The sequence below is a fragment of the Leptospira fluminis genome (genome assembly GCF_004771275.1).
GTDB lineage: Bacteria > Spirochaetota > Leptospiria > Leptospirales > Leptospiraceae > Leptospira_B > Leptospira_B fluminis.
On the sequence record NZ_RQEV01000018.1, the window covers coordinates 24,567 to 36,104 of the forward strand.

Below are 11,538 nucleotides of genomic sequence, written 5' to 3' on the forward strand. Positions count from 1 at the left end.
GATCGATCCGTGTCAGAAAAGAAGAATCAAAAAGAGAAACTCTGGGGGGGAAGGTTTAAGGGGGAGGCTGCGTCCATTCTGGAACGGATAGGCGAGTCCATTTCCTTTGACCGAAAATTGTACAAAGAGGATTTGGAAGGCAGTCGCGCTCACGCGAAGATGCTTCATAAAATCGGAATTTTGAGCCGGGAAGAATTGCAAAAGATCCTAAACGGTTTAAATACGATCGAATCCGAAATCGATTCCGGCGAATTCGTTTTTCGTTCGGAGTTGGAAGACATTCACATGCATGTGGAAGCCCGCTTGACCGAACTGGAAGGCGAGGTGGGAAAGAAATTGCATACCGGTCGTTCCCGTAACGATCAGGTGGCCCAAGACGTTCGATTGTACATCCGAAATCGGATTCTGGAAGTCCTGGACCGACTGGACTCCTTACGAGAGTCCTTGTACCTCCAGGCGGAACGGAATATCGATACTATCATTCCCGGGTATACTCATTTGCAAGTGGCTCAACCGGTCCGGGCGTCCCATTTTTTATTGGCCTATTTTTGGATGTTTACCCGGGATAGGGATTTTTTCCAATTCGCGGCTTCCACCAACGACGAGCTTGTGCTGGGTTCCGGCGCGATGGCCGGAGTCAATTATTCGAATGATCGGGAGTTCCTCGCTTCCGAGTTGGGAGTTCCTAGGATTTCCCCGAACAGTATGGATGCCGTGAGCGGCAGAGATCATCTCCTCCAGTTTCTGTTTGCCGGAACACAATGTATGATCCACGCGTCTAGACTTTGCGAGGATCTCATTCTGTATTCCTCGCAAGAATTCGGCCTCGTCCGACTACCGGACGGACTTACTACAGGCTCTTCTATTATGCCCCAGAAAAAAAATCCGGACATAGCGGAGTTGATCCGAGGAAAAGCGGCTCGAACGATCGGCAATCTGAATCATATGGCGGTATTGCTAAAAGGGCTTCCCCTCACTTACAATCGGGATTTGCAGGAAGATAAGTTGGCGTTGTTCGATTGTGTGGAAACCCTTTTGATCAGCCTGGAGGGATTGGAGGAGATGATCCGAGAACTCGAATTTCGCCCTTCTCGAGGAGAGCGTTCCCTGAAGGAGGGTTTCGCGACCGCTACGGATCTGGCGGATTTTTTGGTGGGAGAAAAAGGGGTTCCGTTCCGAACGGCGCACGAGTTGGTTGGCAGACTGGTCTCGGAATGCGGCGAAAAGGGGGAGACCCTGTTTACTATCTCCGAACAAGCCCGATCCGCGATTTCTCCTTTTTTTACGGGAAAAGAATATGATCGGGCCGTCTCGCTGGAATTATCGGCGGATAAAAAGAATAGTTTCGGAGGAACGGCTAAGGCCAGACAGATCGAACAATTGAAAATAGCATCGGAATCTTTAAAAACCTCTTCTAGGACGAAAGAATGAATCGCAACTTTTTCTTGGCACTCTGCTTGATCGGTATTTCGATCGAATGCAAAAATAATCCCTATTCCGAGCAAAAATACCGTCCGGAACCCTACACGCAAAGTCCGGTCGTGGTGCACCGGATGGACCAGAATTATCTGGGACTGCCGGATAAACCTGCTCTCTATGCGGTCATCCAGACCACTCAGGGGGATATGGTTCTGGAATTGTTCGACAAGGATGCTCCTAAAACCGTACAGAACTTTATCGATCTTGCTCAAGGGGAAAAGGAATTCACCGCCCGCAACGGACAAAAACAAAAGAAGCCTTTTTACGACGGTCTGACATTTCATCGTGTGATCGAAAATTTCATGATCCAGGGAGGCTGTCCGAACGGAGACGGTACCGGAGGACCCGGATACAGATTCGAGGATGAAATCGACGCAAAATCTTTGGGCTTGGACAAGCTGAGGGTAGGCCAGCTTCCCTATTATACCGGACAATTGCAAAGGGTGGTCGTTCAGGAAATGGGAATCAAGAGCATGAGGGAATTCGAGGATAAAAAAGAGGAATTCGAAAAAAACCTGGAACAAGCCAAGGGATTGTCGGTAATGGAAATCCTATATCGCTTGGGATATCGATACAACGAAGTTTTAAATAGTCATCGTGCGGTAAAGGGAGCCCTTGCAATGGCGAATGCAGGGCCGAATACGAACGGCTCCCAGTTTTTCATCAATCTGGTGGATACCCCTCATTTGGACGGTTTGCACACCGTTTTCGGTCAGCTTGTTCGGGGCGGCGAAGTTGCCGATCGGATCGTGGCTTCCGGAAATTCCAAATCCTCGATCCGCAAAATACTCGTAGTGGATCGGAGAGCGACTGCTCCATGAGTTCGGACGGGGAAAAAAAAATCTATTTCCTGTTCGCAAAGGAAATAAGCAATTCTAAAGGAACTGCGAAGGTGCTGGAAGCGCTCGCGGAGATTTCGCTCGGGGAAAAGGAGGAGGCGACCATCGTTAAGGAAACGAAGGCGAGAGAGGACGTTCCTGTCGACTTCGTGACGATCGCCAAATTCTTTCGCGCCTCCCAAAAGACCAGGCAATCCCTAAATCAAGTCTACGAAGAATCCATGGCCAAATACAGTAAGGTGAATGCCATGACAACGGGAAAGCGTCGTCCGACGGAGGACGAGGTCAAGTTAAAGCAGACCTTGATGGATTATATTCTGAAAGCGGAAGGAATCTTCGAAAGAAACGATTTGGTCGACGAATCCTTGATCAAAGAATTGAACCGTTTTTTCGAGAGTCTGGATTCCGCGGAGAAACTTTCCGAGGCGAATATTTTCAGCCTGTACATCTCTCCGAAGACCGCAGGTCTGATTTACCCTTTATTGGATAAGATGCGGGATTGTTACCAGGAATATGGAAAATTGCAGCCTACCTTAAAACGTCTGAATCGTATCGCGGATTTTATCATCGAAGATGCGGGGACTTGATTCCGCTCCGTCGTTTTGAGACGTAATTTCCTCCGAATCCTCGTATTTTTCCTGAGTTTTTGCCGGTTTCTGCCGAAAGAACTAAGAGAACCATAGGCTCAGGATCGAATTTTTCGCCCGATGGCCTTTCTAAGTTCTCTTTAAAACCTGGGTTGAACGGAATGAAGATTTGGCAAATCGGAACCTTACTGCTTTTTCTTGCACAGTCGGCGTTTGCCTTCCCCAAAAGGGACGCTAGGGGAGAGGTCTCCGAAAATTATCTGCGCCAACAAGGAATCGTAGATTTAAAATTACCTAAAATACAATACCGGGAAAACGAGCCGGTCAAGGTTCATGTTTCCGTTCGGAACACCGGTAACGAAGTACTACGGATCTTTCCGTACGGAAAAGATCTCCGTTCTTTTCAAGTGGTCGTGAGGGATGAGGATGGTCGGACCGTCTCCAGACAGGAAGAGGAAATTTCGGGAGATCCGATCCTTAAAAGAAGGAACAGGGTCGAAAATCTGGTCGGAGACGAAGTAAAGGAGATCATTCTCCACAAGGACGAAACCTTTTCCAAGGAAATACGTCTGGATAGGTTGTACCAGCTGGAGACCGGACGAAAATATTTCGTCACTGCGTATTTTTACCCGAATATTTCCGAATACCGGGATCATTTCATCCGGTCGGAGAATCATCCGTATTTCTCTATCGAAGAGAGAAGGAAAGATTGGGTTCTACCAGGCATCCCGTACCAGGATCCGGTATCCGACGGAATGGAACCGGAAGAGGTGATCCATTTGTTCTTGGGTGCGGAAAAGAAAGGAAATTGGAAGCTTCATTTCAAATGGATCGATTTTCCGGAATACGTGCAAGCGTATGATCGTTTTTCCAGGGAATGGGTTCAGTCCGAAGAGTCGGAAAAGGACTTCATCCTGGAAGAGTTCCGTAAATTCTTGATGGAAAACCGCGCGGGCATGCTACAATATTATAAGATCCTCGGAGTGGAAAAGATAAATCCGAACCTATCGAAGGTCAAAGTCGCGGTGGAACGAAGGTTGAATAAGATCCCCGTCCGTTATGAATACGAATATACTCTTCGAAGAGTTCCGGAGGAAACCGGAGCTTTTTGGAAAGTCGCCAATCTTATAGCTAAGGTGCGGAAATGACCGAAATTTTATCGCAAGACGAAATCGACGCGCTCTTAAACGCGATCTCCAGCGGGGAAGTCAGTGAAGACGAATACTCCTCGGTCGGTGAACAAAAAAAGGTCAAGATCTACGACTTCAAGCGTCCCGACAAATTTTCCAAGGACCAGATCCGGACCCTGCAGATGATGCACGAGACATTTGCTCGTCTCGCGACGACGGGACTTTCCGCTCAGCTCCGGGCTCTCGTTCACGTTCACGTTGCGGCAGTGGACCAGCTTACCTACGAGGAGTTTATCCGTTCGATTCCCAACCCCACGACTTTGGCGGTGATCAACATGGACCCTTTGCGGGGTTCGGCGATTTTGGAGATCGATCCTTCGATTTCTTTTACGATCATCGATCGGCTTTTCGGAGGAAAGGGAGAGACCGCCAAGATCTCCCGGGAACTCTCCGAGATCGAGATGAGCGTTATGGAGGGGATCATCGTCCGTATTTTGGGAAACATGCGTGAGGCTTGGTCTACCGTGATCGACCTTCGCCCCAGATTGGGAAACATAGAAACCAATCCGCAATTCGCCCAGGTGGTTCCTCCGAACGACATGGTGGTTTTGATCAATCTCGAGACCAAAATCGGGGAAGTGGAAGGGCTGACGAACCTTTGTATTCCTTACATCACGATCGAGCCGATCATCAATAAACTTTCCGCCCAATACTGGTATTCTTCCATCCGAAAAGGAGAGCTGGACGAAAACCGTTCCATCATTCAGGAGCGGTTGGATCAGGTTCAGATTCCAGTGATCGCCGAGGTGGGATCCGTGGACATCTCGATTTTGGACTTTATGAATTTGAACGTGGGAGACGTGGTGAAGCTGGAAAATACCACGACTCGCTCAGATATGCTGGTCAAGGTAGGGGAACGGAAGAAATTCAAGTGCCTCCCCGGGCGAGTCGGAAACCGTCTCGCGATCCAGATCGGAGACAGGGTGGAAGACATTCCCGACGAATTGTTGGGATCCACCCGTTCCGAACAGGAATATTAAAAAAAAAGCGGGCCTTACGACCCGCTTTTCTCCGAACAGAGCCTTTCGATCGTTCGGATTATTTTTTCCAATGAATGCACTCTCCGGGACATTCATCCATTTCTTTCTGGACGATTTTCCATTCTTCTTCCGGAATCGGAGCCTGGTTTATGGATTCTCCTCCGATATGGGTTTCGGACGTATCGTTGTCGTCCATTTGAAAGTATTTGGGTAGATTGTCCGCACATTGGTTACAGGAAGTGCAGTTGTCCTTGTCTACATAGGCTATTTTCGTCTGTGCCATACGCTAGATTCTCCTCGAAAGTTTCCTGACTGCTTGCGGAAAACGGCTTCTTTCACTACAGTTTCGAGCCCCGGTCTGGACGGCAAACGATTTTCCCGGGAAATCGAGGACCGGGCTCCGATTGCGGAAAGCGATACGATTTTCATTTCGAGAGATTCCGGAAAGACATGCAGGTTTGCTTGAAAGGTTTAAAGAGGAAAAATGTGGACGAAATTTATTTCTTCTATATTCTTCCTGGAAAGCAATTTCCTAAGGGAGAGAACTAAATTCAATGAAACGGATTACTATCGTTTGTATTCTCGCAGTGTCGATAGGTTTTATCGACTGTCGCAAGGCCAAGGAAGATCTGCAAGGTGGGGTAATCACTTTTGCAAAAGGGAGCGTAAAACTTTTCGACAAAGCCGGAAAGGAAAAGCCCTCCACTCCGGATTCCTTTCTTATGCCGGAAGATCGTATCGAAACCGGTAAGGATTCTTATGCCGATTTACAGCTTACCGACGGGGTAGTGATTCGGATCAAAGAAAACACCTCTCTGATCCTGAAAAAAATCTTCGTAGATTCCAAGAACGGAGAAATGTTCGCGGACCTGAACATGAATAAAGGAAAGATCTTTTCCAAAGTGTCCACCAAACTAGGAAAGACAAGCCAGTTCAACGTCACCACTCCTACGGTAGTGGCTTCCGTTCGCGGCACAGACTTTCAGGTGGAAGATAACGGTAAATCGGCACATACGCTCGTATCCAACGGATCCGTTTCCGTTACGGACGCCGACGATCCAACAAAACAAGCTACGGCCGACGCGGGAGAGAAAGTCAGTTCCGACGGAAAGGATCTTACGGAAGGGAATTTGACGGATGCGGAAAAAGCGGAACTGGAAAACGATTCCGCCACGATCCAATCCGTTACGGAGGAACAGAGAGCGCGTATCCAGGAAATCCTGAAAGACTTCCAGGAAAATAAAGCTTTGATCCTTCAGGGAATGGAAGATCAGAAACAAAGAAACCGCGAATTGATCGAAGGCGCAAAAGAGGAAAACCGTAAACTTTTGGAAGATACGAAAAATGCGGGCAAGGAAGAGCGGGAAGCTATCCGTAAATCCGGACAGGAAGAAAAGGAAAAAGTGAAGTCTTCCATGGACGACGCCAAAAAGGATTTGGAAAACCAGCGTAAGTCCTTGAAAGACCAAGCGCTTCCGAAATAAGTTTTTTCGGAATCTCGCTCGAGAAAAAACGCCGGGGTGCGTCCCGGCGTTTTTCGATTCGGAAGAAGTCAATTTTCCTCCGGTTCTTTCTCCTTCAGTTTGAAATAGAGGATCACCGTAGTGAAAATCAGGGTGAAAGTATTCGCCAAGATGATCGGTAAATCCTCTTTAAGGATTCCGTAAGCCAGCCAGAACCCTAACCCCACGGTCAATACCAGATACATATTCCGCGAGATGTCGCGGGTCTTTCTTTCGATCAAAACTTTGATCACTTGGGGAAGAAAGGAAATCGTTGTCAGTAAGGAGGCGGTGTATCCGATCCAGCTCGTCGGCTCCATTTCTAGTCCGCCTCCGATCGGAATTCCCGCGTGACCACGGTCTTGATTCCGCCCCTAAGATTGTAATCGCCTCGTACTCTTGCGTATTTCGGACGGACGGATTTTATAAGGTCCTCCAATATGCGGTTGACCACGTTTTCGTGAAAGATCCCCAAATTGCGGTAAGCGAGAATGTATTCTTTTAACGATTTCAGTTCCACACATCTGTCCGAAGGTACGTAGGAAATCTCTATCGTACCGAAATCCGGCAATCCGGTCTTAGGGCATACCGCGGTGAATTCCGGTATGGTAAAATCGATTGTGTAATCCTTACCTTCGTACACATTGGCGAAAGATTCTATATCGGGAAGTTTCAGAGTAGGAATGTGTTCCTGCCTTCCTTCGTAGGAAGAAGCTCCTGTTTCTTGCTGTCGGTCGTCCATTCGTCCTCCTCTGAAACCAGAGTTTTCCGGAACTTTTCCCTGGGAATCCTTTTACAAAGCAGGGACTCGGAACGCTCGCCATGAACCAACGAAAAGTCATAGGTATCGTCGATTTCGGCGGCCAATACGCACACTTGATCGCTTCCCGTATCCGTAGACTGGGAGCCTATTCCGAAATTCTTTCCAACGAAGAACCCGCGGATTCTTATGCGAAATTATCCGGATTGGTTCTATCCGGAGGCCCGGAGAGCGTGTACGAGCCGGGATCTCCCTCCATTTCCGAAAAAATTTTCGATCTCGGCATTCCGATTTTAGGGATCTGCTACGGGCACCAACTGATGATGAAGCTTTTGGGAGGAGAGGTTCGAAAGGCGGGCACTGCGGAATACGGACAGGCATCATTGGACCTATTTTCCCGGAACGGATCCGAATTGTTGCAGGGTTATTCCGGCGGGGAAGTGGTTTGGATGAGCCACGGGGATGAAGTGGTTCGTTTGCCGGAAGGTTTTCAAGCGACCGCTTCCTCTTCGGACTGCAAATATGCGGTGGTCGAAAACGTCTCCGCTCATAGATTCGGAATCCAATTCCATCCCGAAGTGACCCATACCCAAAAAGGAAACGAGTTATTACGGAATTTTATCCGGATTTGCGGAGCGGAGAATACCTGGGATCTCACCCAATACTTGGCGCTCAAACTGGAAGAACTGAAAGATACGATCCCGAAGGACAAAAAGGTCTTTTTGCTCGTTTCCGGCGGAGTGGACTCCACCGTTTCTTATCTCCTTCTTACGAAGGCGCTCGGACGAGACCGGGTCAAAGGCGTACTAATCGATACCGGCTTTATGCGGAAGGACGAGGTCTTGCACCTCCGAGAAAACTTGACTGTTCAGGGAATCCATTTGCACGTTCATGATTCTTCTGAGCTCTTTTATTCCAGGTTAAAAGGAAAGAAAGATCCGGAAGAGAAAAGAAAGATCGTGGGAAATCTATTCTTGGAGGCACAAGAGGATTGCGCCAGGGAATTGGGGCTGAACTCTGAAGAATGGATTTTAGGACAAGGAACGATTTATCCCGATACAATCGAAAGCGGCGGGACGAAACATTCTCATACGATCAAGACCCACCACAATCGTGTGGAAGCCATACAAAAATTGATGGAAGAAGGGAAAGTGGTGGAGCCGATCAAGGATCTCTATAAGGACGAGGTTCGGGAGCTCGGAACCGTTCTCGGACTTCCGAAGGAATGGACATTGCGCCATCCTTTTCCCGGACCTGGTCTGGTTGTCCGAATGATTTCCCAAAAACGCGAAATTATTCGGGAAGCCGAGACCGAATTGGATGAAATCCTTGCGGATTTTTCCGGAGTGGCGGGAAGCATTTTGCCTGTCGCTTCCGTGGGAGTAAAAGGGGACAGGAGATCCTACGCGTACTGTGCGGTTCTTTCCGGAGAGAAGGAATGGGAAGACTGGAATCGCGTATCGACCGCCATCACGAATCGAAGTTCTCATATCAATCGAGTGACTCTTTTTGTGGGACCGGAAAACGTTTCCGTAAAAGATGCTTCCTTTCTTTTCCAGCCGTTGGATCTCGATCGGAAAGATTCGGATCTTTTGCGCGAAGCGGATGCGGTTGTCGAATCGGTTCTCAGATCCGCGGGAATCTACGGCGAGATCTGGCAAATGCCGGTGGTTCTTTTACCGGTAGGAAAGGCTGCGGAAGAAAGGAGTATCGTTCTTCGACCTGTTCATTCCCAGGAAGCCATGACTGCGAGTTTCTTTCCTTTGGACCGGAATGTATTACGGGAATTGGAATCTAAGTTGCTAGGAATTCCGAAAATTCGATACGTATTTTTCGATCTTACCAATAAGCCTCCCGGCACGATCGAATGGGAATAGCGATAAAATAGATTTCTATTGACACCTTGCCCCTCGACGAAATTATACCTCATAACGGCGTCGTGGCCAAGTGGTAAGGCATGGCTCTGCAAAAGCTTGATCCCCGGTTCGAATCCGGGCGACGCCTTTTAGTTCGCGAATCGTCGGATGTCAGCGAAACTGACTCCTATGACGCCTGGATGGTGGAATCGGTAGACACCCAGGACTTAAAATCCTGTGAGTTCACGCTCGTGCGGGTTCAAGTCCCGCTCCAGGTACCAAGAATCCTTTTCGGTCATTCGTAATCGCAAAGGTCGCCGAAGTCGAAGGCAGGAAGATCCACATCTTTGTCCTTCCGAAATCCTTCCCATACAATCTTAAAATCTCGGAAAAAAACTCCCGTTGGAAACTTGGGAGAAGAAGTAAAAGGAATCGTCTCCTTCCAAAGAAAAGAATTCCATCCGGATTTCAGAGTGATTCTCTCGGAGCCGAGTTCTACCTGCGCTTGGGACCAGTACAATTGGTCTTCGTCGAAAGACTCCCGGCTTACTACGGTAACAGAGGCTTGCTTAGGCGGATTCTCGGCATTCGGAGAAAGGTATATTCCGATCCGAAACGGACCCTTCCTAGGAGAAGGTGGATTAGGCCATCTGTGCGTCAGACATCCTTCGATTTGAAAAGGCATTTCGGCCCAACGGTTCGGAATCTGAACTTTTTCCAGGATTCGATTCTGCCGAATCGTGGCTTCGGAGCGAAAAGGAAGAATCCGTTTTTCCAATAATTTCCCGTAATCGGGATTCTCCGTACGGATTTGTCTGGAATATGCCTGGGTCGGAGGAGTCCGCAATCGCCAGATCCAGAAGCAGGCGTTGAGTAGGAACGGCAGAACGAGGAGAAGCGCAGTAAACCGAAATCCGGCTTTTTCTTGGGATCTACGGCTTCCGATCAGGATTCCGGACAACGCGTAAAAGGGCAAGGCGACCTCGTCGTCCAAAAGATAACATTGAAAAAATCCGGCCACCCAAAGAGACCCGACTCCGATAGGAGAAAGAGTTTCCCGGTCTCCGGGAGAAGGGTTTATATCACGGAAAATGAATATAAAAAAGAGTAGGAGCGATAGTGCTGAAGCCCATCCTCCTACGACCGCAAAATGCAGTATATCGTTATGGGCGTGGCTATTCGGAGTTATCTCCAATTCGTACCATAGCTGTTCCTGTTCCCGGACCGACCGGTCGGAAAGGTTACGATGGGCGGATTTGAATTTTCCTCCCCCCACTCCTATAGCATAGGTTTTTTCTAGTAAGGGGAGGCTGTTTTTGTAAATCCAATATCTCTGGTTTTCCGGAGTCTGCACTTCTAAAACTTGGGAAACGGTTCTGTGAAAGAGCCAATTCGTCTCATAGAGATATTTGAAGCTGAAGCCTATACACGCGAAAAGAATACAGACTGCAAGGCCCGCAACGGCGACGTTACGGGAAGAAAGTCCGATTTTTCCTCGTAGCATAAATCGAAGCAAAAGATAAACGCAAACGAAGCCGACTCCTAACCAGGCGGATTTGCTTTGGTTCAATAAAAATAACCAGGATGCAACTAAGAAAAGGATTCCGTAAAACCCGATCCTGAAACCGGATTTCCGTCGGATGGAAGCGAAGAAACCAGCGGCTAGACCGGGAACGTACAGCGACAATAAGCCTCCGTACGTGAGATGAGTATTCATCAATCCGATCGGAAGATAACTCAGGATCCCGAGTAGGAGCCCCGCCGGATGTTGTTTCCTGTCGCCGGGAGCATATTTAAAACCGTTGGAAATAAATTTCCCGAGACGGTATTCGCTGAATATGGAAATCAGTCCCGAGAGCAGAAGCAGAAAGAAGGAAATCCAAATGAATCTTCCGATCTTACTGGAATTCGATTCCTCAGTTGCGTGCGCGGCTCCGACGGGAAACACCAGGCAGAGCCAAAAGTCCCCGGCTTCGGATTGCCTTGCGAAATTCTTCCAGAAATCTCCGCTCTCGTCCGAATGCCAAGCCGAGGAAAGGAATACTAAGAAATAGGCGCCTAAAATCAGAGCGAAAGGAAGCAGAAACGGGCGACTTTTTTTCCAGACTGCCGGCCCGGCCGCGAGGAAAAGGAAAACCGCAAGGCCCGCAAATATTTGCGAGACGGAAACCGATAAAGGGAAGGTAATGAGTAAAAAGAGAAGGGAATAGAAGGACCCTTTTTCCGACAATCTGGAAAGAGTTCCGGATTCTATACGGTCTAAGGAAAACGATTCGATCTTCATAGAAGGGGAGTTGGCCCGGCCGGATTCCATAAAAAACCGCTGACAAGGAAAGAAAAGCTCT

11 protein-coding genes and 2 tRNA genes are annotated in these 11,538 nt (G+C 48.4%); 9 read left to right on the plus strand and 4 right to left on the minus strand.

Annotated elements, in window-relative coordinates; all coding sequences use genetic code 11:
* The first annotated feature begins 9 nt into the window (after positions 1–9).
* From argH to fliM, 5 genes are all read left to right on the plus strand, one after another.
* On the plus strand, positions 10–1,431 hold the full coding sequence (gene argH, locus EHO61_RS16520; RefSeq protein WP_135814675.1) for an argininosuccinate lyase: 1,422 nt from the start codon (positions 10–12) through the stop codon (positions 1,429–1,431).
* Positions 1,428–2,300 carry a peptidylprolyl isomerase gene (locus EHO61_RS16525; protein WP_135814676.1) on the plus strand — a complete coding sequence of 291 codons (873 nt, stop codon included), beginning with the start codon at positions 1,428–1,430 and terminating at the stop codon, positions 2,298–2,300. Before argH ends, EHO61_RS16525 begins: the two co-directional genes overlap by 4 nt.
* Positions 2,297–2,905, plus strand: a complete 609-nt coding sequence (locus tag EHO61_RS16530) for a hypothetical protein (RefSeq protein WP_135814677.1) — start codon at positions 2,297–2,299, stop codon at positions 2,903–2,905. Before EHO61_RS16525 ends, EHO61_RS16530 begins: the two co-directional genes overlap by 4 nt.
* A gap of 161 nt (positions 2,906–3,066) precedes the next feature.
* Complete coding sequence (locus EHO61_RS16535; protein ID WP_135814678.1) at positions 3,067–4,053, plus strand: hypothetical protein; 987 nt, start codon at positions 3,067–3,069, stop codon at positions 4,051–4,053.
* Positions 4,050–5,075, plus strand: a complete 1,026-nt coding sequence (gene fliM / locus EHO61_RS16540) for a flagellar motor switch protein FliM (protein WP_135814679.1) — start codon at positions 4,050–4,052, stop codon at positions 5,073–5,075. The genes EHO61_RS16535 and fliM overlap by 4 nt, the downstream gene beginning before the upstream one ends.
* Positions 5,076–5,133: 58 nt before the next feature.
* Here fliM and EHO61_RS16545 read toward each other — a convergent pair whose 3' ends face one another.
* Positions 5,134–5,358, minus strand: a complete 225-nt coding sequence (locus tag EHO61_RS16545) for a ferredoxin (RefSeq protein WP_135766227.1) — start codon at positions 5,356–5,358, stop codon at positions 5,134–5,136.
* Positions 5,359–5,629: 271 nt separating this feature from the next.
* Here EHO61_RS16545 and lsa33 point away from each other — a divergent pair, with 271 nt between their 5' ends.
* Positions 5,630–6,559 carry a surface adhesin Lsa33 gene (gene lsa33, locus EHO61_RS16550; RefSeq protein ID WP_135814680.1) on the plus strand — a complete coding sequence of 310 codons (930 nt, stop codon included), beginning with the start codon at positions 5,630–5,632 and terminating at the stop codon, positions 6,557–6,559.
* 68 nt (positions 6,560–6,627) lie between these two features.
* Here lsa33 and EHO61_RS16555 read toward each other — a convergent pair whose 3' ends face one another.
* Together EHO61_RS16555 and queF are read right to left on the minus strand one after the other, a co-directional pair.
* Positions 6,628–6,897 carry a SemiSWEET transporter gene (locus EHO61_RS16555; RefSeq protein ID WP_135814681.1) on the minus strand — a complete coding sequence of 90 codons (270 nt, stop codon included), beginning with the start codon at positions 6,895–6,897 and terminating at the stop codon, positions 6,628–6,630.
* A 2-nt stretch (positions 6,898–6,899) separates the two neighbouring features.
* The gene (gene queF / locus EHO61_RS16560; protein WP_135814682.1) at positions 6,900–7,319 is read right to left on the minus strand and encodes a preQ(1) synthase; all 420 of its coding nucleotides are present in this window, start codon (positions 7,317–7,319) and stop codon (positions 6,900–6,902) included.
* 80 nt (positions 7,320–7,399) lie between these two features.
* On the opposite strand from queF, the gene guaA reads away from it, so the two are divergent.
* The 3 genes from guaA to EHO61_RS16575 all read left to right on the plus strand — a co-directional run bounded on the left by guaA (position 7,400) and on the right by EHO61_RS16575 (position 9,474).
* Positions 7,400–9,214, plus strand: coding sequence for a glutamine-hydrolyzing GMP synthase (gene guaA / locus EHO61_RS16565; RefSeq protein ID WP_135814683.1), 1,815 nt, complete (start codon positions 7,400–7,402; stop codon positions 9,212–9,214).
* A gap of 56 nt (positions 9,215–9,270) precedes the next feature.
* A tRNA-Cys gene (locus EHO61_RS16570) sits at positions 9,271–9,341 on the plus strand.
* 46 nt (positions 9,342–9,387) lie between these two features.
* Positions 9,388–9,474 (plus strand) — tRNA-Leu (locus EHO61_RS16575).
* Between the two features lie 14 nt (positions 9,475–9,488).
* Here EHO61_RS16575 and EHO61_RS16580 read toward each other — a convergent pair.
* Complete coding sequence (locus EHO61_RS16580; RefSeq protein WP_135814776.1) at positions 9,489–11,477, minus strand: O-antigen ligase family protein; 1,989 nt, start codon at positions 11,475–11,477, stop codon at positions 9,489–9,491.
* Positions 11,478–11,538: the final 61 nt, after the last annotated feature.

Excerpts from the sequence above, each read along its gene's own strand:
- EHO61_RS16545 (WP_135766227.1), bottom strand. The coding sequence starts at position 5,358 with ATGGCACAGACGAAAATAGCCTATGTAGACAAGGACAACTGCACTTCC.
- guaA (WP_135814683.1), top strand. The coding sequence starts at position 7,400 with ATGAACCAACGAAAAGTCATAGGTATCGTCGATTTCGGCGGCCAATAC.
- lsa33 (WP_135814680.1), top strand. The coding sequence starts at position 5,630 with ATGAAACGGATTACTATCGTTTGTATTCTCGCAGTGTCGATAGGTTTT.
- EHO61_RS16555 (WP_135814681.1), bottom strand. The coding sequence starts at position 6,897 with ATGGAGCCGACGAGCTGGATCGGATACACCGCCTCCTTACTGACAACG.
- fliM (WP_135814679.1), top strand. The coding sequence starts at position 4,050 with ATGACCGAAATTTTATCGCAAGACGAAATCGACGCGCTCTTAAACGCG.
- EHO61_RS16530 (WP_135814677.1), top strand. The coding sequence starts at position 2,297 with ATGAGTTCGGACGGGGAAAAAAAAATCTATTTCCTGTTCGCAAAGGAA.
- queF (WP_135814682.1), bottom strand. The coding sequence starts at position 7,319 with ATGGACGACCGACAGCAAGAAACAGGAGCTTCTTCCTACGAAGGAAGG.
- EHO61_RS16535 (WP_135814678.1), top strand. The coding sequence starts at position 3,067 with ATGAAGATTTGGCAAATCGGAACCTTACTGCTTTTTCTTGCACAGTCG.
- EHO61_RS16525 (WP_135814676.1), top strand. The coding sequence starts at position 1,428 with ATGAATCGCAACTTTTTCTTGGCACTCTGCTTGATCGGTATTTCGATC.
- EHO61_RS16580 (WP_135814776.1), bottom strand. The coding sequence starts at position 11,477 with ATGAAGATCGAATCGTTTTCCTTAGACCGTATAGAATCCGGAACTCTT.